Raw genomic sequence first — 23,125 nt, 5'->3', positions numbered from 1 at the left:
CCATGCTCAGCACCCTGTTCGCCACCATCGTAGCCGCGCTGCACGTCGCCACCGCCCTGCGCCTGGTCTGCTACCGCCGCCGCGGCTCACGCATCCGCCGCGGCATCGCCGTGCTGGCATCGCTGCTGATCGGCGTCCTGCTCTGCAACGCAGTAGACATCATCCTGTTCCACCAGCCAGTCAGCATCTGGCAGGGCGCGCTATCGATCCTGCTGCTGATCCTGGTCTATCGCTCCCGCGGCAACCTCGCCGCCCTGCTGAGGCCCACCCCATGACCGTACTCAAACACGGCAGCACCGGCCGCGCCGTTGTCCAGCTGCAGCGGCAGCTCAACGCCAAGGGCGCCAAGCTGTTCCCCGATGGTGACTATGGAGACGAAACCGAAAAGGCCGTGCGCGCCTACCAGCTGCGCATCGGCCTGGTTGTCGACGGCATCGCCGGCCCTAAAACACAACACGCCCTCAGCGGTGGCGACTGCTGCCAGCTGCTGCGCAACAGCACCCTGCTGGCCGCGGCCACGCGCCTGGGTGCTGAGGTGGCGGCCGTCTACGCCGTCAACGAAGTGGAAAGCCTCGGCGAAGGCTTCCTGGCCAACGGCAAGCCCAAGATCCTGTTCGAGCGCCACGTCATGCTCCAGCGGCTCAGCCTGCAGCGCCACGACAGCGACGACCCTGCAGCGCTCAAGGCCCACGCTGCAGAGCTGGCCGCCCTCTACCCCAACCTGGTCAACCCGCGCCCCGGCGGCTACGCCGGCGGCACAGCAGAGCATCAGCGCTTGGCACAGGCCCGCATGATCGATGCGCTCTGCGCGCCGGAGTCTGCCAGCTGGGGCGCCTTCCAGATCATGGGCTATCACGCCCAGGCGCTCGGCTACACCAGCGTGGACGACTTCACCCAGCGCATGGCCAAAGACGAGAACGAACAGTTCGAGGCCTTCGTGCGGTTCATAGAAGCAGACCCCGCGCTGCACAAAGCACTCAAAGCCAAACGCTGGACCGAGTTCGCCCGTCGTTATAACGGCCCCGCCTACGCCCGCAACCTGTACGACGTCAAACTCGCCCGCGCCTACCAGCGCTACCAGGAACAAACCGAAGAGGTGCACGCATGACCAAAGCTCAGCTGGACGCAATCCGCAAACTGCAGATCAACGACGGCGATGCCCTGGTGCTCCCCCAAGACGTAGACCCGTCTGACATCAACCTATTGATGGAAACGCTGCGAGAGCTGGTCCCGCCGCCACAACGTGTAATGGTCATTGTTGGGCCGCTCGACAAGCTTTCCGAGGCAGACATGAACGCCGCCGGCTGGTACCGCAAATGACCACCCTACGCCAAAGCCTCTACGGCCTCGCCCTGCTCGCCGCCCTGGCCGGCCTGCTGTACATCCAGCACCAACGGGTAGAGATCGCCCAAGGCGCCACCCAGCTGGCGACCGAGCGCGCCCAGACGGCAGAGCAGCAAAGCGCCGCCCACCTGCAAACCATCACCAAGCTAACCGCCGCGCTGGATTCAGAGCGCATCGCACAGCAGCAACTGCAAACGCAGACCGCTGGCATCCGGCAGCAACTGCGCACCAGCCAACAACAGATCGAGGAGCTGAAACGTGAAAACGAAGATCTACGCGAGTGGGCTGATACTCAACTGCCTGCTGCTGCTCGCAGCCTGCGCACCCGCCCCGCCATTACCGGCGCCGCAGCCTATCGAGATTGGCTGTCCCGCCGTAACGCCATGCACCCTGTCCCCAACGCAGCCGCAGACCAACGGTCACCTGCTGACTGACGCAGACGTAACAGAGGCCGATTGGGCCGAGTGCGCCGCCAAGGTCGATATGGTTTACCAGCACCAGGAGCAACACCGTGTACAAACCCAGCAGCCTCAAACAGCACCTGATCAACAGCGTTAAGGAGCTTCAGCGCAGCCCCGATCGGGTGCTGGTGTTCATGGATGAGGGCAATGTCGTGTGCTCCAGCGCCCCCGGCCTGTCGTTTGAATACCGCTACACCCTCACCCTGATCATTACCGACTACGCCGGCCAACCAGACGCCGTGTTCATCCCCCTGCTGGCGTGGGTCGGTCAGCACCAGCGCGAGCTGCTCGACAACCACGAGCAACGGCAGGAGGCCATTAGCTTCAACGCCGAAGTGCTTGCCAGCGACCTGGTAGACATCGAGATCAGCCTGCCGCTGACCGAGCGCACCATCGTCAAAACTCAAGCCGATGGCCAGCTCAACATCAGCCACCCACCAGAACCCCAGCTTGATCCATTCCTACCCGCCGGCACCTACCAGCTGCGCGACAGCAACGGCGAAGTGCTGACCGAATGGCAAAGCGCCGCCCCGGCCAACGGAAACGGCGTCACCATCGATGGCTGACAACCTACGCGCCCTCGAAGACTGGGCAGGCGCCCTGCTCAACCGGCTGGAGCCCAAGGCGCGCCGCCAGCTCTGCCAGAGCATCGCCCGCGATCTGCGCCGCAGCCAGCAGCAACGCATCAGAGCCCAGCGCAACCCGGATGGCACACCCTACGCCCCGCGCAAAAAGCAACTACGCGCCAAGTCCGGCCGCATTCGCCAGCGCAAGATGTTCACCAAACTGAGCCAGGCCAAGCACCTCAAGACCCAGGCCACCGCCAACGGGCTCAGCGTCGAATTCGTCGGCCGCACCGCCCGCATTGCCCGGGTACACCAACGCGGCCTGCGCGACACGGCCATCAAGGGCGGGCCAGAAATCCAATACCCAAGGCGCGAGCTGCTCGGCCTCACCGCCGATGACCTGGACCTCATCCGCTCCTGCCTGCTCGATCATCTGACCTAACAGCGCGTCAGCCGCCCCCCGATCAACCCGCGCTGGAGTGCATCGCGCGCGCGGGTGGGCAATTCTGGCCCGCATGAACGCAATCGCCGAATTACGCCGCCTACTCGACAACCTGCTCAGACCGGGCACCGTATACGCGGTGGATACCGTCAACACCCGCTGCCGCGTCAAATCCGGCTCCCTGCTGACCGATTGGCTGCCGTACTTTGTCCACCGCGCCGGAACCCGCCGCGATGTCGAGCACCCAACCACCGGCGAACAGTGCCTGGTACTCAGCCCCAGCGGCGTAATGGCCGCCGGCCTCGTTCTCGTCGGCATCAACTCTGACCAGTTCCCCGCACCGCACAGCAACCCGAACCTGCACAGCAGCCACTTTGCGGATGGCGCCTGGTTCGGATATGACGAAGCCACCCACCGCATGCGGTTTGTGAACGGCCCCACCCAGATCAGCGCAGACCGCACCGCCATCAGCCTGGTCAGCAACGGCAGTTCCATCGTCATCAATGAAGCCGGGATTTTCTTCAACGGCCTGCGGGTCGCCCATGGCGGCGTCAACATCGGCAGCACGCACAATCACCCGATCACCGGCGGCAGCTCGGCCCCCGGCCCAACAGGTGACCCGCAGTGAACGGCATGAGCACCACCGGTAAACCCATCAGCGGGCTGGAGCACCTACGCCAGTCCATTGCCGACATCATCACCACGCCCATCGGCACCCGCGTCATGCGCCGCGAGTACGGCAGCCTGGTGCCCTCACTGATCGACGCCCCGCAAAACAACGCCACCACCGTGCGCCTGTATAGCGCCATTACCAGCGCCCTGATGCGCTGGGAGCCGCGTGTGCGCCTCAGCCGAGTGGCTATCACCCACACCGCCGCCGGCGCCGCCGTGCTGGATCTGGAAGGCCAAAATACCGAAACCGGCGCAGCAGTCAGCCTGCAAGTGCCGCTGCAATTGGGGGCTGCTGCATGAGCGCATTCACAGGGGTAGACCTATCGCGCCTGCCACCGCCAGACGTCATCGAGCAGCTGGACTATGAAACCGTGCTGGCCAGCGTCCTGGCCGATCTGCGCGCGGCCTATCCAGAGTTCGACGCCCTGGTCGAATCCGACCCGGCCTATAAGGTCGCCCAGGTGATCGCCTATCGAGAGCTGAACCTGCGCCAACGCATCAACGAATCCGCGCTCGCCACCATGCTCGCCTTTGCCGAAGATGCCGATCTGGATCACATCGGCGCCCGCTACGATGTCGCCCGCCTGGTAGTGGATCCCGGCGACGCCACCGCCATTCCCCCGGTACCGGCAACACTGGAGCCAGACGACGACTTCCGCCGCCGCATCCAGCTCAGCTTTGAAGCCTTCACCACCGCAGGCTCTACCGGCAGCTACATCTATCACGCGCTCAGTGCCAGCGGCCAAGTCAAAGACGCCAGCGCCACCAGCCCCGCACCGACACAGGTCACGATCTATGTGCTGTCACGCACCGCCGATGGTGTAGCAGACGAGCTGCTGCTCGCTGATGTCGCCGCCGCGCTTAACGCTGAAAAGGTGCGGCCCATGACCGACCTGGTCACCGTGCTGTCAGCCGGCATTGTGGAATATGTGATCGAGGCCGAGCTCACCCCATACCCCGGCCCTGATGCCGGCCTAGTTGTCGCCGCCGCCTACGCCGCCGTGCAGGCATATTGCGACAGCGTGCACCGCATGGGCTACGACGTGACCGCATCCGGCGTACTCGCAGCCCTGCACCAACCCGGCGCCCAGCGCGTGAAACTCACCGGCGCCACCCCAGCCGCCGACGCCGAGGGCCGCCTGCTGCAGATCGCAGACAACGAAGCGCCGTACTGCACCGCAATTAACATCACCCTGGCCGGGGTGCCCGATGTCTGAGGCATCGCTGCTGCCGCCCAACGCCACCGCCCAAGAGCGCGCGCTCGCCAGTGTCGCTGCGCGGCTCACCGCGCTGGAGGTGCCACACCGCACCCTGCACGACGGGCTTACCGCCCCCGAGGCACTGCTGCCGTGGCTCGCGTGGGAATACTCAGTGGATGAATGGGACACAACCTGGAGCGAAGAGCAGCGCCGGGGCAGCATCGCCGCATCAATCGCCATTCACCGCCACAAAGGCACCATTGGCGCGGTGCGCGCCGGCCTGGCCGGCATCGGCATCAACGTGCGGGTACAAGAGTGGTTTGCTCAGATTCCCCAGGGCGAGCCGGGCACCTTTCACCTGCTGATCAACGCCAGCCAATACCCCGTCACGCTCGGCAACCTGCACCAACTCATTGCCGTACTCGAGCAGTCCAAAAACCTGCGCAGCCACATGACCCTGGCCCAGCTCAGCGCCACCACCACTGCCGAGCTGCGCAGCGTCGCCGTTACTTGCGGCGGCCACGAGGTCGGCGTCAATTACGCCGTGGATGATCTGACCCTGCTGCTGGAAGGCGCCGTCAACGGCATGCAGCAGACCGAAGACGCAGCCAACGCGCTGCACACCCTGATCAACGAAACGATGCCCGCACCGGGCTACTGGTGAGCACATGAGCCTGTACAACAACGTGGAACAATTCGCCCTTGATGTCGCCCTAGCGCATCTGATAGTCCACGGCGATGAGAACACCACAGTAGAAACCGAGGGCGGCCCCGTCGATAGCTTCGCCAAGCTGATAGCCGAGCTGCGCGCTGCTGTGAGCGACGAGTTCGACACCGCCGCCATCCTGCAGCGCCTCACCGCGCTGGAATCCAAGCCCGCCCCGGTGCCCGTGCAAATCGTCAACGCCAGCCGCGCCCTGGTACTGGCCGACGCCAGCCAGTACCTGGCGGTGGATAGCGCAGAGGCCGTCACCCTCACTCTGCCAGCCCAAGCAACAGTGGCGTGGCCGGAAAACTGCGAGATCTACATTCAGCAGATCGGCGACGGCCAAGTCACCATCAACGCTAGCGCCGTGACCATCATCACCGAAGAGACATTGACCACCCGCAAAAAAGGCGCGCCCATCACCCTCAAGCGGCTGGGTGCAGATCTGTGGACTGTATTTGGCTCGCTGGAGGCTGCGGAATGATTCGGGGGGTGATTGCCAGCGCCATCAAACGCGCCATTGGCAACCCTGTTCTGGTGGCCACCGGGGGCGTGGTCACTGATCGCGTGATTGATTACACCCCTTACCGCATACACACATTCACTGAGAGCGACACTTTCACCGTGGAGAGCAACAGCGCAGAGGTGGAGTACCTGATCGTGGGTGGCGGTGGCGGTGGTGGCAGAACAAACACCGGCGGCGGCGGCGGTGCCGGTGTTATCCGCACCGGGTCGCTGATCATCGGCCCCGGCACCTATGCGGTTACTGTGGGCGCCGGTGGTGCGCGCGCCGATTACCTATACGGATACAACGGCGGCAATAGCAGCGCATTTGGTGTCACTGCTTTAGGTGGCGGCGGCGGCGGCGGTGGCGGTTCTGGCAACAATCCGGACTACGCCGGCTGCGATGGTGGAAACGGTGGTGGTGGCGGTGGTAGTTACAGAGGCATAAGCCAACCAGGTGGAACTGGTAGCCCAGGCAATAACGGCGGTTTCGGGTACGAAACACTAGGCACCGGCGGCCGCCGGGGCGGTGGCGGTGGAAGCATGGTTGAAGCCGGGCAGGACGGTTACGCCGCGAGCCGCGCGGGCTGTGGCGGCGAAGGCCTGCGCGTCAACATTGACGGCGGGCGTCACTACTTCGCCAGCGGTGGCTGTGGCGGCACCAATGGCTCATCGCTCAGCCGGGTGCAGGTCGGTGGGGGCGGCGATGGCGCCAGAGACTCGCGCGGGGCGCGCTCAGGCAATGCCAACAGCGGTGGCGGGGGTGGTGGTGCGTCTGATTCCTACAGAACGCCAGGCGCTGGTGGCTCCGGCATCGTGATACTGCGCTACCGCACCGGCAAACCAGGCTCAGCGGTTGATCCTTTGCTGCCTTTTGTCACCAGCCTGATTACTGCAGAAGGCGCCGTCGGCACCGATACCATAACCGACTTTAGGGGGGGGCCTTGGGAACCTGTTGCCGCTGGTGCGGTGTCAGTCATCGAAAGCGGAATATTCCCCAACGGCCAAGCCATCGCGGTTCCCGGCGGAGATGCCAACTGTTTTGCCGCCGACTTTGATCTGTCCGCTGGCGACTTCTGCATTGAATTGGAAATCGCTTTTACTGCCTGGGCTGGTGGTGGCTACGCGGCTCCGCTGCTGCAATACGGCACCGACGACGAGGGCGAAGACGGGTTCGGAGTTTCGGTCTACTCACCAACCTACATCTCAACGGATCAGCGCAAGCTGCTGACTATACGCAACGGCTACCACAACACCGCCAGCGTGGCCTTTGACGCCAAGTTGGGCGACGCCGTGCATTTGGCCATTCACTACATCGGCGGGCAGTTATACGTCTCTGCCAACGACTCCGCCTGGAGTGTTCCGCTTGCTGGTTTCTCCATGCCTAGCGGAGCCAAGCCGCTGCAGATTGGGAATCTTACCGGCACCTGGCTGCAGGCTAGAGAGTTTCATTTAGGTTCAGGCCGCATCACCCAAGCTGCGACCAGATACGCCGCACCCTACGCGCCGCCGCCCCTGCCGTATCCAACCGTTTAGAGGTAAACCATGAACGCATACCGCACAGTCCACACACCTGCAGGCCTGGCAATGATGGCCGCCGCGCAAGCCAGCGGCGTGCCGATCACCCTCGTGGATATGGCCGTGGGCGACGGCAACGGCAACCCGGTTTACCCAGAGGATCTAACCACCGGCCTAGTGCGCGAGCGTTACCGCGCCACCATCAACAGCGCAACCCAAAACCCCAACGAGCCCAACCGCTGGACGGTTGAGCTGATCATCCCCGCCGAGGTGGGCGGCTTTGTCATGCGGGAACTTGCGGTTTTCGATTCCAACGGCACCATGTTTGCCGTGGCCAACCTGCCAGACGCGCAAAAGCCCAGCGTAGGCGACGGCGCGTTCAGCGATACCGTGTTGCGCATGGAATTTCTGGTCACCAACGCCAATGACGTCACCTTCCTGATCGACCCGGCCGCCATCGTCGCAACCCGCACCTGGATTCTGAACAACCTCACCAGCGCCCAGCTGCTGCCCGGCGGCAACACCGGCCAAGTGCTCACCAAGGTCAGCAACGCCGACGGCGACACCGAATGGAGCGATCCGGACGCGGTAAACGTCACCGTAGATATGATCGAAGAGCGCCAGACCCTCGCTGCGGGCCAAACCCAGATCGACCTGGCCATCTGCACCACGCGCGGCCTTGCCGTGTACATCGAAGGGATCCGCATCAACCAGGGCGCGCTGGCGGCCGAGTGGAAGAAGAACCCCGTAGACGAAGAGGCATCCATCATCCTCGGCAAGAGCTGGCCCGCCAGCAGCAAAGTGCTGATGGTGCAGAACGAACCCAGCAACATGGCATCGCCCCCGCTGCAGCGTGACCAGAACCTGGCAGACGTGCCAGACAAGGCCGCCGCCCGCGCCAACCTGGGCGTGTACAGCAAGGCTGAATCCGACCTGCTGGCACCCGTTGGCAAGGTGGCGTACTTCGCCACATCCACGCCGCCGGCGGGCTGGCTCAAGGCCAACGGCGCGCTGGTCAGCCGCACCGCGTATGCCCGTCTGTTTTCTGCTCTGGGCGAGAGTTGGGGCGCCGGCGATGGCTTCAACACCTTCAAGCTGCCGGATCTGCGCGGCGAGTTTATCCGCGCATTCGATGACGGCCGTGGGCAAGACGTGGGGCGCGTATTCGGCACCGTTCAGGGCGGCGCGGTCATCGAGCACGAACACATCTTCGCCACCAGCGAGCGGCCGCACATGAACAGCTACCCGGTGCGCGATGCGAGTGACTACATTGCTTACTACGGCGTTTCGTCAAACGACCCGGCCTACAGACTCACACGTTCGCTAACAGGCCAAGCACCCAGCATGGGCCGCACCGGAGGCGTCTACAGCGGCGCAGGTGAAACCCGCCCGCGCAACGTCGCGCTACTCGCCTGCATCAAGTATTGAGGCCGCCACCATGAGCAAAACCGTTTACCAAACCGACCACGCCGGCCTCTTTCTGTGCGCAGTCAAAGCCGACGAATCCCCGCTGGAACCCGGCGTCTACCTGCTGCCCGCCGGCGCAGTAGAAACCCCGCCCCCTGAAGACTGGCCAGAAGACAAGTGGCCCCGCTGGACAGGTGCCAGCTGGGCGCTGGTCAACCGCCCGCGCCAACCTGAGCAACACAGCCCCGCCGCCAAGCTGGCCAGCTTCCTAGCCAATAACCCAGACGTAGCGGCCCTGATCGAGGAGCAACAGCAATGAGCAAGGTTTTGGAAATGTGGGAACACATGCCCGGCGTTGAAGTGGTCTATGCCGTCAGCGCCGCCCCGCCCGATGGCTGGCTGCTCTGCGATGGCTCAGCCCTGGCCGAAGGCACCGCCGACAACCTGCGCGCCATGCTGATTGCAGAGGGCAACCCCTTTGGCGTATCCGGCGCTGATCCGCTGCTGCCAGATCGCACCGCCGAGGCACTGCCCTACATCATCAAAGCCTGATAGCATCAAGGCGCTTAGGTCGAAATAAGCGCCCCCGTTTCGGCGGGGTTCTTCGCCCGCCGTGTAACGCCCCCCGCACCACCGCTGCCAACTGGCTCACCCCTCGCCCGCGCGTCACCCTCAAGGCTCACAGGTCAACGTACTGCAGGAGCCACCCATGCCAGCCGCTTATCACCACGGCGTGCGCGTCGTCGAGATCAACGAGGGCGTCCGTCCCATCCGCACCATCAGCACCGCCGTGGTCGGCTTGGTCTGCACTGCCGACGATGCCGACGCCACCCTCTTCCCGCTCAACAAACCCGTGCTGCTCACAGACGTGCTCAGCGCGATCGGCAGCGCCGGTACCGAAGGCACCCTGGCCATCGCGCTCAAGGCCATTGCCGCCAACGCCAGCCCCATCACCATCGTGGTGCGCGTAGCCGAAGGCGCAGACGAGGCAGAAACCAACAGCAACGTAATCGGCACCGTCACCGCCGGCGGCGAATACACCGGCCTCAAAGCGCTGCTGGCCGCCAAGAGCCAACTAGGCGTCACACCTCGCATCATCGGCGCACCGGGGCTGGATACCCTGCCCGTAGCCACCGAGCTGGCGAGCATCGCCCAGCAGCTGCGCGCTATGGCCTATGCCAGCTGTTCCGGGTGCGAAACCAAAGAAGAGGCCGTCACCTACCGCGAGAATTTCAGTGCCCGCGAGCTCATGCTCATCTGGCCCGACTTCACCGGCTGGGATACCGACGCCAACGCCGAGGTAACCATTCCCGCCGTGGCCGTAGCCCTTGGCCTCCGCGCCAAGATCGATCAGCAAACCGGCTGGCACAAGACGCTCTCAAACGTCGGAGTCAACGGCGTAACCGGCATCAGCAAACCGGTGTACTGGGATCTGCAAAACCCCGCAACCGATGCCGGCTACCTCAACGAGAACGACATCACCACCCTGGTGCGCGCTGACGGCTTCCGCTTCTGGGGCTCACGCACCTGCAGTGATGACCCGCTGTTCGCCTTTGAGTCCAGCACCCGCACCGCCCAGGTGCTGGCCGACACCATCGCCGAGGCGCACCTCTGGGCCGTAGACAAGCCCATGCACCCCAGCCTGGTGCGCGACATTCTGGAAGGCATCAACGCCAAGTTCCGCGAACTCAAGTCCGGCGGCTACATCATCGACGCCAGCGCCTGGTACGACGAAGCCGCCAACAGCGCCGCCACCCTCAAGGATGGCCAGCTGCTGATCGACTACGACTACACGCCGGTACCGCCGCTGGAAAACCTCACGCTGCGCCAGCGCATCACTGACAGCTACCTAGCCGACTTTGCCAGCCGCATCAACGCCTGATCATCCAGCCCTGGCCATGCCGGGGCTAACTACTGGAGAGCGCCCCTATGGCCCTGCCGCGCAAACTCAAGAACTTCAACATCTTCAACGATGCCAACAGCTACCAGGGCATCGCCAAAAACATCACCCTGCCCGCCTTGGCCCGCAAAATGGAGGCCTACCGAGGCGGCGGCATGAACGGCCCGGTCAAGGCCGACATGGGCCTGTCCGACGACGGCATCCAGGTGGAATGGACCCTCGGCGGCTGGGACTTACTCGCCATTCGCCAGTGGGGCGCCACCAGCGCCAGTGCCGTGGCCCTACGCTTTACCGGCGCCGTGCAGCAAGACGACACCGGCGCCACCCAAGCGGTTGAAGTGGTCATGCGCGGCCGGCATGAAGAGATCGACTTCGGCAACGCCGAGCCCGGAGCCGACACCGAGCACAGCATCACCACAACCTGCACCTACTACAAGCTCACCGTAGACGGAGAGGTCCTGGTCGAGATCGACATTCTCAACATGATCGAGATCGTCAACGGCGAAGACATCCTGGCCGACCAGCGCGCCGCCCTCGGCATCTAACCCCTGAGCCACAACCAAACACCCCCGGCGCGCATGCCGGGGCCACCCAGCAAAGGAGCACCCCCATGGACAAGCCAGACGCCGCAGCAACACCGCAGCCAAAGCAACAGCAGCCCGACAACCACCAGGTCATCGAGCTGGACGAACCCATCAAGCGCGGCACCACCGAGATCACCGAAGTGACCCTGCGCAAGCCCGTATCCGGAGAGCTGCGCGGCGTCAGCCTCATGGAGTTGGCCCAGATGGACGTGCAAGCCCTGCGCAAAGTGCTGCCACGCATCACCACCCCAAGCCTGACCGACATCGAGGTCGGCCGCATGGACCCCGCAGACCTCATGCAATGCGGGGTCGCCGTAGCCAGTTTTTTGCTCACGAAGAAAGCACGGCAGGCCTCCCTCGAAGCGTAGAAGAAGCCATGGGCGATATCGCCCTGGTGTATCACTGGGGGCCGAGCGAAATGGACCGCCTCGGCCTGCCGGAGCTGATGGACTGGCGCACCCGCGCAATCAAGCAATGGAACCAGGTGCATGGCGCAAAAGCTGAAACTTGAGGTAGTGCTGCAGGCACTCGACCGGGCAACCAAACCGATTCGCGCCATCACCCAGGGCAGCGTCGGGCTTGGCCGCGAGCTCAAGACCACACGCGACCAGCTCAAGCAGCTGCAAGCGCAGCAGCGCGATGTCCGCTCCTACCGTGTCGCCGCCGTAGCTGCTGCGCAGCAAACCCGTGCCATACGTGACCTTGCAACAAAATCACGTGGCTACTCACAAGCTCTAGAGCAGCAGCGCACCGTTCATCAGAACCTGCGTGGGAACCTCAAGTCAGCCCAGACCCAGTACAACAAGCTCGCCCGAGCGCTGATTGACGGCAAAGGCAACACTGCCGAGTTTCAACGGGAGCTTGAGAAGGCAAACATCCGCCTGACCTCTGCCCGCCAGGCGTTCGAGCGCTCATCCGGCAGCATCAAGCAGTATCAAACACGCCTACGCAACGCAGATCACAAGCTGGACGAGCTTAACCGGAGCCACAAGGCCAGCCAGGACCAACTGACAGCAGTAAAGCAACGGCTTGAACAGGCTGGCATCAGCACCCACAAATTAGGCAATCAAGAGCGCGCACTCCGCCAGCGAATCGACGGCACAAACACCCAACTGCAAGAGCAAGAGCGCAGGCTCAAAGCCGTCACCGCCCAGCAACAGCGCCTCGCCCGCGCCAAACAGCAGTACCAGCGTACCCAGGCTATGGCTGGATCCATGGCCGGTACCGGTGCCGCAGGGCTGGCCACTGGCAGCGGCATGATCTACACCGGTGCTCGCTTGCTCGCCCCCGGCATTGAGTTTGATTCGGGCATAAGCCGGGTGCAGGCACTGGCCAGGCTCAATGCCAACAGCCCCGAGCTGGCCGCGCTGCGCGCCCAAGCCCGGGAGCTGGGCGCCAACACCCAATTCACCGCCAACGATGCAGCCCAGGGCCAAGGCTTTTTGGCCATGGCAGGCTTCTCGCCAGAGGCCATTCAGGCGGCAATGCCGGCCATGCTCGATGTTGCCAAGGCCGGCGCAATGGATCTGGCATCTACCGCAGACGTGGCATCCAACATCCTCACCGGCTTCAACCTTGAAGCCGCCGAAATGGCCCGCGTAGGCGACGTACTCACCGCCGCCTTCACCCGCTCCAACACCTCGCTGGAGATGCTGGGCGAAACCATGAAGTACGCAGCCCCCAACGCCGCCGCCTACGGGCAAGACATCGAAACCATGGCGGCGGCCGCGGGCAAGCTCGGCGATGCAGGTATTCAGGGGAGCATGGCCGGTACCGCAATGCGCGCGATTCTCAGCCGCTTGGCAGCGCCGCCGAAGATGGCAGCAGACGCCATAGCCGAGCTGGGCATTCAGGTTGCAGACGCCGAGGGCAACATGCGCCCCCTGCCCGACCTGCTCAAAGAGATTCACGACCGCACCGCCGCCATGGGCGACACCCAGCGCGGCCGGTTGCTTAAGGCCATCGCTGGCGAAGAGGCAGGCAGCGCGCTTACCGTGCTCACCCAGCAAGCTGGCAGCGGCGCCCTGCAAGAGCTGATCGCCCAGCTGCGCGTTGCCCAGGGCGAAGCATCAGCCACCGCCAAGGTTATGGCCGACAACCTCGGCGGCGACCTGGAAAGCCTCAAAAGCGTCTGGGCTGACCTCGGCATCCAGATGCAAGACACCGCCAACAAAGACCTGCGCGGCATGGTTCAGGGCATTGCTGAAGTTGTGCGCGGCATCAAAGCGTGGATGGTCGAAAACCCAGAGCTCACCGGCGCCATCATCAAAACCGCCGCAGGCATGGCCCTGCTGATTACCCTATTCGGCGGCATTACGCTCGCCCTGGCATCGGTGCTCGGTCCGTTCGCAATGATCCGCTACGGCCTAGTGCTGTTCACCGGTAAATCGCTTGCTCTGCTGCCCGTCATCAAGAGCGTAGGCACCGCATTCCTGTGGCTCGGCCGCATGCTCATGGCAAACCCGATCGGTATCGCCATCGGTCTGCTGGTAGCCGCGGGCTGGCTGCTCTACAAGAACTGGGACGGCGTAGTCGGTGGCCTCAAAGCCATCTGGCAAAACCTCTCTGAAGTGGGGCAGCGTGTGTGGGCCGAGGTCAAAGAAGCATTCAACGGCGGCATCCTTGGCGTCGGTCAGCTCATTGCCAACTGGTCACCGCTGGGTCTGTTCTACAAAGCCTTTGCTGCCGTCATGAGCTGGTTTGGGGTAGACCTGCCAAGCAAATTCACCGACTTCGGGGCCATGCTCATGCAGGGCCTAGTCAATGGCATAAAAAACAGCCTCGGCGCAGTAAAAGGGGCCATTACCAGCGCAGGCGACTCCACCGTTAGCTGGTTCAAAGATAAGCTCGGCATCCACAGCCCAAGCCGCGTATTTGCCGAGCTGGGCGGCTTCACCATGCAGGGCCTGGCCCAAGGCATTCAGCGCCAACAGAGCGAGCCACTGGCCGCCGTTGCGGGCGTCTCCCAGCGTCTGGCCAACGCCGCCGATGGCATCCGCTTTGACAGCCGCCGCCCACTGTCTGCCCGCCCGGCCTACGCCGGCAACACCGGCAGCCAATACGAGATTCACATTCACACCACCCCAGGCATGAGCCCGCAAGCCATCGCCCACGCCGTCGCCGCCGAGCTGGACCGCCGCGAGCGCGCCGCCAGCGCCCGCCGCCGCAGCAGCCTGTATGACCAGGAGTAACCACCCATGATGATGGCCCTCGGACTCTACGTGTTCAGCCTCTCAACCACCGCCTACCAACAGCTGCAGCGGCAAACCGCCTGGCGCCACCCCAGTAACCCGCGCGTGGGCGCACTGCCAGCCCGCCAGTTCGTCGGCAAAGGCGACGACACCATCACCCTCAGCGGGCTCATCCTGCCGGAGATCAGCGGCCAACGGCTGTCACTCGATGCCCTGCGCCTGATGGCAGACAGCGGCAAAGCCTGGCCCCTGGTCGAAGGCACCGGCCGCATCTACGGCCTGTGGATCATCGAAAACCTGCAAGAAACCAACACCCTATTTTTCAAAGACGGCGCGCCCCGGCGCATCGAGTTCAGCATCACCCTGCAGCGCGTGGACGACAGCCAGATCGAGCTGCTCGGCAGCCTGCTCAGCACCATCGGGAACATCCTGCGATGATCCCCCTGACCCACCATGCGGCCCCCGCGTACCGCATCACCGTCAACGGGCAAAACATCACCAGCAAGGTCAGCCCCCGCCTGATCAGCATCACCCTCACCGATAACCGCGGCCTCGAGGCAGACCAGCTAGACATCACCCTGTCAGACCACGACGGCCAACTGGCCATCCCGCCCAAGGGCGCGCAGGTTGAGCTGTGGCTCGGCTGGTCAGACACCGGGCTGGTGTACAAAGGCAGCTACCGGGTAGACGAAACCGAGCACAGCGGCACGCCGGACACCCTCAGCATCCGCGCCCGCAGCGCGGATCTACGCAGCGCACTCAGCCGCAAGCGCGAACGCAGCTGGCACAGCGTCACCCTGGGCGACGTGCTGCACACCATCGCAGAGGCCTACAGCCTCAAACCGGTAATAGACGTAGTGCTCGCCGCCCTGCCGCTTGCCCACCAGGACCAAACCAACGAATCAGACGCCAACCTGCTCACCCGTCTCGCGCAAGAGCACGACGTCATCGCCACCATCAAAGCCGGCCACCTGCTGGTCACCCCTGTGGGCGCCGCCAAAACCGCCAGCGGCCTTGCCCTGCCCCACGTTCACCACACAAGGGCAAGCGGAGACAGTCACCGCTTTCTGCAAGCAGACCGCGACGCCTACACCGGCGTGCGCGCCCATTACTACCAGCCCAACAGCGCAGAGCGGCTGGAAGCGCTGATCGGCACAGACGACAACATCAAAACCCTGCGCCACGTCTACGCAGACCAGGCCAGCGCCCTGCAAGCCGTGCGCAGCGAATGGCGCAGGCTGCAGCGCGGCGTCGCCACGCTGAGCTACACCCTCGCCCTCGGCCGGGCCGACCTGATACCAGAAATGACCTTCAGTCTCAGCGGCATCAAGCCAGAGATCAGCGCCGTGGTATGGCTCTGCAGCCGCGTAGTGCACAACCTGACAGACAGCGGCTACACCGTCGCCCTGGAGCTGGAAAACCAGCTGGCCGAAGACGACGACCTCGCCGCCCTGGTCGAAACGGAATACACCGGGGTAATCGCCTGGTACCGCGACGAAAGCGGCACCCAGCAGAAGGTCACAGAGGGGGATCTAACCAGCCCGCTGCGCCTGACTCACTTGTATGCGAGCCAAGCCAGCGCAGAGCGGGCGGTGAAGCGGGAGTTTGAGAGGGTCGTGCAGAAAGGCTGACAATCTCAAGCTAGAATGCTGACGGGCGACCAATGAGTATCCAAGTAACAACATTCAAAAAACGCTACTATCGCTGCTTTTTCGGTCCGTCGTCATAGTCATAAGGTTGAGCACCGAGTAAGGATTTTTGCTCTTCGTTCCAGGGAAGACTCAGAGCATGACCTGTGGTGCCAGTTTTCCTCTCAGTGTCTTCCACTTTCCTGAGCAAATGCTCGAGCTCAGCGATGCGATCCTCGGCAGCCATGAGCGCGTGCAGATGGGTTTTTGCTTCTTCCGATGTCACACTCAACCGTTCAGTAAGTGACTCGACATTTGTTTGCAACGCCGCGGTCGTCCGTGTGCTCTCAGCGAGCCTTGAAGCCAATTCTTCGTGTTTCTGCTGAAACGCCAACGTGACGTCTTCATGCTCCTTGGAAAGCCTGGTCAACCGATCATTTTTTTGCATGTACTGATCAATTTCTTGGTCTTTGTCACTGAGCCAGCCCGCGTACTGGTTCCTCAAATCCTGGAATTCACCAGCAGATCGGGGAGTCTGCTCATCAAGTGAAATAGCCCACCCCTTGATCTTGTTCTTCTGCCATTTCCAGTACAAACCGACCGCTCCGCTAAACCAAGGAGACAGGATCACAAACACCAGCGCTAAAATGGCCGGCCAAATCAACCCTTGCATGTACCCGCTGTCAAAGAACGAATCATGAGCGTAGGTCTTATCTAGATAGCCAATTTTGGCGCTCAATGGCTCATTGGATAGGACGGTTAAGATTGTTTTGAAATTTAATATGCTCCAGGAGATCAGGAACGCGGGAGTGAAGGGGTTTGACAGCCGATAGCTGAGGTGCTCTTTAAATGACTCGATCCAGTCCATGGGTAACTCCTAGTAATGTGCCCACAAAATGCCCCTGATCGGCAGTTTGTGCAATACCGCACAGTTTCAGGTGTAACCCTTCCCCCTAGCGACTAACAAATACGCCACAGTCAGTCCGAATCGGAAACCGGAGATCAAGGTGCCAATAATCGACTGCTGCGGTGATGGCATGTACTACGCCGCAGGTGAATACCACGTGCTGGAATCGCTAGCAGCCGTTGCTGAACCGCCCGGGCCGAGCTACCGCGATTCCACCGCTGCCGGTGAACAAGTCCAAGTTCATCCGTTCCGTTTGGAAACCCCGCACGGAGTCATGCGCTGGGTGGTGGAGGTAGTCGAGTACGAAGAGCCAAAGTGCTCAGCCATCAAGGGCTTCAGCCTGATCAGCGCGCCGGCCGGTATTGCGCTCATCGCACCACTAGCGTTTACCCTGCTGGACGGTCATGCCTGAAGAAGCGCAAAAGAAAACCGGGGCCAAAGGCCCCGGTCTGACTGGTCACCGCTTGATGAAAATGAAAATCTGGATCAGCAAAATCGCTAGCTCAAGATATTTCACGCGCACCTCCTACAACCTGAGAGAGGTTAATCCAAACGGGGGTGCGATATTTGACATGCACTAGTGCAAATCACATACTGCGGTTGCTTGTCTACGAAAGTAGAAACCCCGTGCCTCGGCACTTTGAATAAGGGACGCTGTGGCGGCGTCCCTTTTTCTTTTCTTACGTAAATCGATGCCGTCCTTTTCTGGCATTACGTAATTCGGTGCGTTAATGAAAGGCTATAGCCAGATGCTGCAAACATCAACATCAAAAAGACACGGTTTTTTGTGTTTTTCGGGTTGACTTTCTGCACGTTCAACTTTTTTTAGAACATTTAGCATACTCAAGCTCAGCCGCTTACTTTCGGTAACTGCGCCCCTCTATCTAACCTTCCCGCCGCATAGCCAGCACCTCCATAAACCGCAGAATATCCGCCTGCGCCTGCTCATCAAGCGCCCTGAACAGTGACAGCAAAAGCTGTTCTCGTTGGCTCAGGGTAGGCTCGCTTCCTTTCGCGCCTGGCTCAGTGTTGTGGGTGTAGTCCTTCATGCTGCAACTCCTAACGTCACGAGCGCGCTAGCCACCCTGGCTGCGCGCACAGGAGTCACCTATTGTCTGCATGTTGAGCGGTCAGTAGGGCTGGCAAATTAGCGGTTTTCGATGCTTTGAGCCCAATTGCGTAAAAATTTCGGATTGCTCAGCAATTGCCAAGCCAGCGGGCACAGATATACTGTATGCATGAACAGTAAATCACGTGAGACGCACCCCATGGCCACCGCAATCATCCTTGGCCCCGCCGCCGAGTCTTACACCGAGCTCCCCTTCTACTCCTGCCGCGTGCCTGCGGGCTTTCCCAGCCCAGCGCAAGACCACATGGAACAAGCCCTCTCGCTGGATGCCCTGCTAGAGATAGACGCCCCCCACACCTACCTGGTGCGTGCCCAAGGGCACAGCATGGAAGGTGCGGGCATCTTTGATGGCGACGTGCTGGTCGTCAGCCGAGCGCGGGACGCACGTAAAGGCGACATCGTGATCGCCGCCATCAACGGCGACACCTTCGTCAAACGCTACACTCGGCAGGGCGACCAAGTGGTGCTGTGCTCAGAAAACCCCAAATACCCGCCCCGCTACATCCTGGAGGGCGACGAGCTGCTTATCTGGGGCGTGGTCACCGGCAGCATCCGTAGGCACAGCCATGCCTGATAAAGCCTTTGCCCTGATCGACTGCAACAGCTTTTACGCCAGCTGCGAGCGCGTCTTCCGGCCCGACTTGGCGCGAACGCCCATCGTCGTGCTGAGCAATAACGACGGCTGCGTCATCGCCCGCAGCGCGGATGCAAAGCCCTTTGTAAAAATGGGTGAGCCCTACTTCAAGATTCAGCACACGCTCAAAAAGCACGGCGTGCTGGCGTTCAGCAGCAACTACGCATTGTATGGCGATATGTCCCAACGGGTGATGACCACCATCGAAGGCATGGTGCCCGCGCTGGAGGTCTACAGCATCGACGAAGCCTTCGCAGACCTCACCGGCCTGCCCGAGCCACTGGAAAACATCGGCCGCGAGATCCGCGCCCGCGTACTCAAGCACACCGGCATACCCACCGGCGTGGGCATTGCCGCCACCAAAACCCTGGCCAAGCTGGCCAACCACGCAGCAAAGCGCTGGCAACGGCAAACCGGTGGCGTGGTCGATCTGCGTGACCCACAGCGGCGCGAGAAGCTGCTGCGCGTGCTACCGGTGAGTGAGGTATGGGGTATTGGCCGGCGCATGACCGAGCACCTTACCGCCAGCGGCATCAAAACAGCGTGGGATCTCGCCCAGGCAAACCCCGCAACCCTGCGCCGACAATACAGCGTAGTCATCGAGAAAACCGCCCGCGAGCTACGCGGCATAGCCTGCCTGGCGCTGGAAGAAGCAGCCCCACCCAAACAAGAGATCTGCAGCAGCCGCTCATTTGGCCAGCGCATTCACAACATCGAGCAGCTGCGGGAAGCCGTGGCCAGCTACACCACCCGCGCCTGCGAGAAGCTGCGCGCCCAGGGCTCTCACTGCAAAAAGGTGCGAGTAAGCATCCGCACCGGCATGTTCAACCCAGATGAACCCAAGTTCTCCAAGGGCATTGTGTGCGAGCTGCCCTACCCGACTGACGACACCCGCCTGGTGATTCACACCGCCCTGGCCGGGCTGGAGCAGATCTATCGCACAGGGTATGCGTATGCGAAAGCCGAGATCCTGCTGATGGATTTACGGCAGCCGGGGGAGTTCACGGAGGATCTGTTTGCAGAGGTGCAGCCAGCAGCGGCTGCGCGCGTGATGGGGGTGCTGGATCAAATCAATGGGCGTTGGGGGAAAGGGACGTTGCGACCGGCGAGTGTGCCGGAAGCTGCGGGCTGGGGCATGCGGCAGGAGCTCAGGAGCCCCTCTTATACAACCGCTTACCAGTCACTCAAACAGGCCAACTGTAACTAGTCTGATGCCCTGCCACGCAGGTGCTTTAGTGGCCTAAGAATCAACCCGCACTCATGCTGGATGACAGGAGGCGCAGGAAACGTATAATCTGCGTCCATTATTAGAAGGGAGGTTTCATGCCTACTGCTGTGTCGCTTTTTTCAGGCTGTGGGGGCTCGGACGCAGGAGTTACAGCGGCTGGCTTTGATGTCGTGATGGCCAACGATATCCTGCCGTATGCTCGTGATGTCTACTTAGCCAATTTCCCTGATACGGATTATCGCCTTGGAGACATTTGCGAAATAAACGACTTCCCACAAGCGGACCTCCTCGTGGGCTGCTATCCATGCCAAGGTTTCAGCCAGGGGGGCGCACGTGAAGCCAACCGCAAAATCAACACTCTATACCTTGAGTTCGCCAGAGCGCTCAATTCTATTCAGCCCAAGGCCTTTATCGCTGAGAATGTATCGGGTCTGAGAAGAAGCACTTATCGACACTTGCTGGAAGATCAGCTCAAACGGTTCTCCGAAGCGGGCGAAGAAGGCTACGCAGTATACTGGGCTCAGTTAAATGCCCACGAATATGGCGTCGCGCAAGAACGGAAGCGCGTAGTCATTGTGGGCATCCGCAAGGATCTAGATACGGGTTTTGAGTTCCCCGCCGCCACTCATGGCCCAAATGCAGACCGTGACTTTTTCAGCATCGGTGAGGCTTTGGACGGGCTACCAGACTGGCCTGTCGGCGAATTTTGTGAAGACCCCTTTCACTGGTACTACCTATCTCGCAACCGGCGGAGAGATTGGAGCGAGCTGAGCAAAACCATAGTGAGTCACATGAGGCACATGCCTCTGCATCCTATCAGCCCAAAACTACTTAGGATTCATACGGACAAGTGGGAGTTTGAAACCGATGCGCCTGCGAGACGCTTCTCATACAAAGAGGCGGCGAGACTCCAAGGGTTTATGCCGAAGTACACAACCCACGGTGGTGACCTTATTTTTCCTGACACCATAAATAGCGGGAAAAATATTAGTTACAACATGCTGCGTCACAAATTTAGAGTCATTGGCAACGCAGTACCGCCGCCAATGTTTGAAGCTGTAGGAAAAGCGATCGTAGAGAAGCTCCACCTAAACTAGATCCAACCTATAGCCCAGAAAATCATCCAAGAGTTCAGGAGGTGCAATATGCTCCCAATGCTCCTCTACTGAAACAGCTTTGATGACTCTTAAACGATCAAAAATAATTGTGCGAGAAAGCTGGCCTCTGACAGCCCACCTTCCACGATTATCCCTGAAACAGTGGGGAATAAATATTAACTGCATCCACGGATGTGAGGGATGAATACATTCATTCAACCGGTCTCCAGATATCTCGCTCTGTTTCGCAGACCAATTTTTCCGGGAGCAGGCACATTGGCCCAACGCTGAGGGCACGTTCTTACGTTCATAATCATCCAAACTCAGCCAAGCCGCCAAATCGATTCCGCCGTCGCCTGAGTCCCTACCGCGGAATGTGCCTTCATCACACATACCTTCACCGCCTATGTGTCCCGCAAGTTGATTCAGGCGCTCCCACTTGGCGCCGGTGTAATCAGTCTCATTCTTGCCGAACGCCACAACATGAGCAGACTCCGGAAAAATGGACTTCATTGCAAAATAAGAGGCGCGTTCAAAAGGATCAGTTAGCAAATTATAACTAGCATCAATGAAAGGTAAATTCGCACAGAGAAGAAAAAAAACGTAAGCCTTCTGATCTGCAGAAAGATCCTCGGCACCAGTAATAACCTTACCACCGCAATCTATGCTGAATGGGTATTTATCGCCAAAAGCTTCCTTCCTCCATTCAAGCTGCGCAAAACAGTCGTCTAAAACATCTCCTGTCCACAACTGATAATCAGAGTCTTTTTTACCCAAGTCTCTAACATGATCAACGATTGACTCGCGTGAGCAGGAGCGATCAACGGTTATTAAGCATAGTAACTCCACAAAGTCAGCGAGTGTGTGAATATCCAAGTCCCGAGGGGAATCTAGCTTCATCATCACTCTTCATCCGTGCGGAATCGATCTTTGATAGAGGCAGCAAGCGCAGAGGCAGCTTTTCTAACCCTATCTGCCTGGGTAAAGTCAGTCTCCTCCAAATCATCTACCGCACTCAGCATTGCCTGCGCATCTGACAAACCATCCTCAGCCTCTTTAAGAAGCTTTCTGAAAGCCTTGAGTGGACCCTCAGTATACAAGTCAGCACGTTCGAGGGTTTCACCTCGTCTAAGCTCTTCCAACGCCTTATCATTCGCAACAACGCGATTTAATTTATCGAAGTTACGCGACTCTCCTAATACTGTATGAGCTCCATGCCGCTTATCAAAAACCCACGTAAAAAATTCCTCAAATTTACCGAGATCTAAATTCGCCGCATCTACGTCAGACGAGTTTTGAATCCCGATAAACTCACAAATATTAGGATATCCGATACCTGTGGTAAGCAGAGAAAACGGGACGTCATCTTCATCAATTTTCAGCTTTGCGAGGACGCCAGTATCTCTAGCCACCTCCAAAAGATGCAGGCCTGTTAGAAGCTTTGCAACATGAGCCCCTTTGCTACCGATTTCTTTAGCTAGAGCTTTGTGTGCGTCGACATGATTTAGGTTTCCATGACGATCACGCAACTGCTTCAAATATCTAGCCTTTGCAAGAGAATCCCACTCTTTGATGCCGGTAATATGACGATAACCAAGATAGCTAAGAATGCTATCTCGCTGCTGAAACTCTAAGACAGGTATATCATCCACCGGCCTTATTTTTGCAGAAGCTCGCGCCTGGTTAACTTGGCCGGGCAGCACTGGCGGCTTATCGTCATTTGATAATAGTTTTAATGCTCCTAGCCGCCGATTACCTTCAACTACCGTATAACCACCTTCAGGCCTCGGAACGACAAGTAACGGCTCACCAAGAAAAAAACCATGCTCGCCGATAGAAAGCATAAGTTCGATGAGGTTACATTCGAGCAGTAGGTACTTCAACACGGCGTCTTCGCCAGAATGACGAAGTGCGAGCGGAAGTCTTGGATTATCCGGGTCAAAATGGAGGTCGCTCAAGCTTACCGATTCAAGCCGCGACATAAATACCCCTCATAAATTCTTCCATT

At 60.5% G+C, this 23,125-nt stretch carries 30 protein-coding genes and 1 pseudogene; 27 read left to right on the top strand and 4 right to left on the bottom strand.

Annotated elements, in window-relative coordinates; all coding sequences use genetic code 11:
- Positions 1-2: 2 nt before the first annotated feature.
- The 23 genes and pseudogenes from ACKPCU_RS10860 (at position 3) to ACKPCU_RS10750 (ending at position 16,125) form a co-directional block, all read left to right on the top strand.
- On the top strand, positions 3-275 hold the full coding sequence (locus ACKPCU_RS10860; RefSeq protein WP_321346615.1) for a phage holin family protein: 273 nt from the start codon (positions 3-5) through the stop codon (positions 273-275).
- On the top strand, positions 272-1,108 hold the full coding sequence (locus ACKPCU_RS10855; protein ID WP_321346613.1) for an N-acetylmuramidase family protein: 837 nt from the start codon (positions 272-274) through the stop codon (positions 1,106-1,108). Before ACKPCU_RS10860 ends, ACKPCU_RS10855 begins: the two co-directional genes overlap by 4 nt.
- Positions 1,105-1,320, top strand: coding sequence for a hypothetical protein (locus ACKPCU_RS10850; RefSeq protein WP_321346612.1), 216 nt, complete (start codon positions 1,105-1,107; stop codon positions 1,318-1,320). Before ACKPCU_RS10855 ends, ACKPCU_RS10850 begins: the two co-directional genes overlap by 4 nt.
- Entirely contained in the window at positions 1,317-1,778 is a 462-nt protein-coding gene (lysB, locus tag ACKPCU_RS10845; protein ID WP_321346610.1) for an Rz-like lysis system protein LysB, read from the top strand. Before ACKPCU_RS10850 ends, lysB begins: the two co-directional genes overlap by 4 nt.
- A pseudogene (gene lysC / locus ACKPCU_RS10840) lies at positions 1,672-1,902 on the top strand (Rz1-like lysis system protein LysC); the annotation flags it as partial. The gene lysB and the pseudogene lysC, both read left to right, overlap by 107 nt.
- Complete coding sequence (locus ACKPCU_RS10835) at positions 1,856-2,371, top strand: phage tail protein (protein ID WP_321346606.1); 516 nt, start codon at positions 1,856-1,858, stop codon at positions 2,369-2,371. The pseudogene lysC and the gene ACKPCU_RS10835, both read left to right, overlap by 47 nt.
- Entirely contained in the window at positions 2,364-2,813 is a 450-nt protein-coding gene (locus ACKPCU_RS10830) for a phage virion morphogenesis protein (RefSeq protein WP_321346604.1), read from the top strand. The genes ACKPCU_RS10835 and ACKPCU_RS10830 overlap by 8 nt, the downstream gene beginning before the upstream one ends.
- A 73-nt stretch (positions 2,814-2,886) precedes the next feature.
- On the top strand, positions 2,887-3,441 hold the full coding sequence (locus ACKPCU_RS10825; protein ID WP_321346602.1) for a phage baseplate assembly protein V: 555 nt from the start codon (positions 2,887-2,889) through the stop codon (positions 3,439-3,441).
- Positions 3,438-3,785 (top strand): GPW/gp25 family protein, encoded by a 348-nt coding sequence (locus tag ACKPCU_RS10820; RefSeq protein WP_321346600.1) that lies wholly within the window; start codon positions 3,438-3,440, stop codon positions 3,783-3,785. Before ACKPCU_RS10825 ends, ACKPCU_RS10820 begins: the two co-directional genes overlap by 4 nt.
- Complete coding sequence (locus ACKPCU_RS10815; RefSeq protein WP_321346599.1) at positions 3,782-4,702, top strand: baseplate assembly protein; 921 nt, start codon at positions 3,782-3,784, stop codon at positions 4,700-4,702. The genes ACKPCU_RS10820 and ACKPCU_RS10815 overlap by 4 nt, the downstream gene beginning before the upstream one ends.
- On the top strand, positions 4,695-5,348 hold the full coding sequence (locus tag ACKPCU_RS10810; RefSeq protein WP_321346597.1) for a phage tail protein I: 654 nt from the start codon (positions 4,695-4,697) through the stop codon (positions 5,346-5,348). Before ACKPCU_RS10815 ends, ACKPCU_RS10810 begins: the two co-directional genes overlap by 8 nt.
- 4 nt (positions 5,349-5,352) lie before the next feature.
- The gene (locus ACKPCU_RS10805; RefSeq protein ID WP_321346595.1) at positions 5,353-5,874 is read left to right on the top strand and encodes a hypothetical protein; all 522 of its coding nucleotides are present in this window, start codon (positions 5,353-5,355) and stop codon (positions 5,872-5,874) included.
- Positions 5,871-7,430 (top strand): glycine-rich domain-containing protein, encoded by a 1,560-nt coding sequence (locus ACKPCU_RS10800; protein ID WP_321346593.1) that lies wholly within the window; start codon positions 5,871-5,873, stop codon positions 7,428-7,430. The genes ACKPCU_RS10805 and ACKPCU_RS10800 overlap by 4 nt, the downstream gene beginning before the upstream one ends.
- 9 nt (positions 7,431-7,439) lie before the next feature.
- Positions 7,440-8,840, top strand: a complete 1,401-nt coding sequence (locus tag ACKPCU_RS10795) for a phage tail-collar fiber domain-containing protein (protein ID WP_321346591.1) — start codon at positions 7,440-7,442, stop codon at positions 8,838-8,840.
- A 10-nt stretch (positions 8,841-8,850) separates the two neighbouring features.
- Positions 8,851-9,138: a phage tail protein gene (locus ACKPCU_RS10790; RefSeq protein WP_321346589.1), complete on the top strand. Its 288-nt coding sequence runs from the start codon at positions 8,851-8,853 to the stop codon at positions 9,136-9,138.
- On the top strand, positions 9,135-9,371 hold the full coding sequence (locus tag ACKPCU_RS10785; RefSeq protein WP_321346587.1) for a tail fiber protein: 237 nt from the start codon (positions 9,135-9,137) through the stop codon (positions 9,369-9,371). Before ACKPCU_RS10790 ends, ACKPCU_RS10785 begins: the two co-directional genes overlap by 4 nt.
- 157 nt (positions 9,372-9,528) lie before the next feature.
- Entirely contained in the window at positions 9,529-10,701 is a 1,173-nt protein-coding gene (locus tag ACKPCU_RS10780; protein ID WP_321346585.1) for a phage tail sheath protein, read from the top strand.
- A 47-nt stretch (positions 10,702-10,748) separates the two neighbouring features.
- Positions 10,749-11,264, top strand: coding sequence for a phage major tail tube protein (locus ACKPCU_RS10775; protein WP_321346583.1), 516 nt, complete (start codon positions 10,749-10,751; stop codon positions 11,262-11,264).
- A 65-nt stretch (positions 11,265-11,329) separates the two neighbouring features.
- The gene (locus ACKPCU_RS10770; protein WP_321346582.1) at positions 11,330-11,671 is read left to right on the top strand and encodes a phage tail assembly protein; all 342 of its coding nucleotides are present in this window, start codon (positions 11,330-11,332) and stop codon (positions 11,669-11,671) included.
- A gap of 8 nt (positions 11,672-11,679) precedes the next feature.
- Positions 11,680-11,814 (top strand): GpE family phage tail protein, encoded by a 135-nt coding sequence (locus ACKPCU_RS10765; RefSeq protein ID WP_321346579.1) that lies wholly within the window; start codon positions 11,680-11,682, stop codon positions 11,812-11,814.
- Positions 11,792-14,494 (top strand): phage tail tape measure protein, encoded by a 2,703-nt coding sequence (locus tag ACKPCU_RS10760; RefSeq protein WP_321346575.1) that lies wholly within the window; start codon positions 11,792-11,794, stop codon positions 14,492-14,494. The genes ACKPCU_RS10765 and ACKPCU_RS10760 overlap by 23 nt, the downstream gene beginning before the upstream one ends.
- Before the next feature lie 6 nt (positions 14,495-14,500).
- A complete protein-coding gene (locus ACKPCU_RS10755) occupies positions 14,501-14,932 on the top strand; it encodes a phage tail protein (RefSeq protein ID WP_321346573.1) in 432 nt (143 codons plus the stop codon).
- On the top strand, positions 14,929-16,125 hold the full coding sequence (locus tag ACKPCU_RS10750) for a phage late control D family protein (RefSeq protein ID WP_321346571.1): 1,197 nt from the start codon (positions 14,929-14,931) through the stop codon (positions 16,123-16,125). Before ACKPCU_RS10755 ends, ACKPCU_RS10750 begins: the two co-directional genes overlap by 4 nt.
- 67 nt (positions 16,126-16,192) lie before the next feature.
- Here ACKPCU_RS10750 and ACKPCU_RS10745 read toward each other — a convergent pair whose 3' ends face one another.
- Positions 16,193-16,990, bottom strand: coding sequence for a hypothetical protein (locus ACKPCU_RS10745; RefSeq protein WP_321346569.1), 798 nt, complete (start codon positions 16,988-16,990; stop codon positions 16,193-16,195).
- Positions 16,991-17,129: 139 nt separating this feature from the next.
- Between ACKPCU_RS10745 and ACKPCU_RS10740 the strand changes: the two genes are divergently transcribed.
- Positions 17,130-17,441: a hypothetical protein gene (locus ACKPCU_RS10740; protein WP_321346567.1), complete on the top strand. Its 312-nt coding sequence runs from the start codon at positions 17,130-17,132 to the stop codon at positions 17,439-17,441.
- A 472-nt stretch (positions 17,442-17,913) separates the two neighbouring features.
- Here the strand turns inward: ACKPCU_RS10740 and ACKPCU_RS10735 are convergent, their stop codons facing one another.
- Positions 17,914-18,078, bottom strand: coding sequence for a hypothetical protein (locus ACKPCU_RS10735; RefSeq protein WP_321346565.1), 165 nt, complete (start codon positions 18,076-18,078; stop codon positions 17,914-17,916).
- Positions 18,079-18,267: 189 nt separating this feature from the next.
- Here ACKPCU_RS10735 and ACKPCU_RS10730 point away from each other — a divergent pair, with 189 nt between their 5' ends.
- From ACKPCU_RS10730 to ACKPCU_RS10720, 3 genes are all read left to right on the top strand, one after another.
- A complete protein-coding gene (locus ACKPCU_RS10730) occupies positions 18,268-18,732 on the top strand; it encodes a LexA family protein (protein WP_407651745.1) in 465 nt (154 codons plus the stop codon).
- Positions 18,725-19,999: a translesion error-prone DNA polymerase V subunit UmuC gene (gene umuC / locus ACKPCU_RS10725; RefSeq protein ID WP_321346564.1), complete on the top strand. Its 1,275-nt coding sequence runs from the start codon at positions 18,725-18,727 to the stop codon at positions 19,997-19,999. The genes ACKPCU_RS10730 and umuC overlap by 8 nt, the downstream gene beginning before the upstream one ends.
- Before the next feature lie 116 nt (positions 20,000-20,115).
- Positions 20,116-21,117: a DNA cytosine methyltransferase gene (locus ACKPCU_RS10720; protein WP_321346562.1), complete on the top strand. Its 1,002-nt coding sequence runs from the start codon at positions 20,116-20,118 to the stop codon at positions 21,115-21,117.
- On the opposite strand, the gene ACKPCU_RS10715 is transcribed toward ACKPCU_RS10720, so the two are convergent.
- Complete coding sequence (locus tag ACKPCU_RS10715; protein ID WP_321346560.1) at positions 21,109-22,020, bottom strand: hypothetical protein; 912 nt, start codon at positions 22,018-22,020, stop codon at positions 21,109-21,111. The two genes, ACKPCU_RS10720 and ACKPCU_RS10715, sit on opposite strands and share 9 nt — an antisense overlap.
- A complete protein-coding gene (locus tag ACKPCU_RS10710) occupies positions 22,020-23,099 on the bottom strand; it encodes a ParB N-terminal domain-containing protein (protein ID WP_321346558.1) in 1,080 nt (359 codons plus the stop codon). The genes ACKPCU_RS10715 and ACKPCU_RS10710 overlap by 1 nt, the downstream gene beginning before the upstream one ends.
- Between the last annotated feature and the right edge of the window lie 26 nt (positions 23,100-23,125).

Origin of the sequence: Halopseudomonas oceani, from assembly GCF_963677335.1 — a bacterium.
GTDB classification, from domain to species: Bacteria; Pseudomonadota; Gammaproteobacteria; order Pseudomonadales; family Pseudomonadaceae; genus Halopseudomonas; species Halopseudomonas oceani.
Note: the sequence above shows the minus strand (reverse complement) of the source record. Positions and strands in the feature narration are given on the sequence as shown.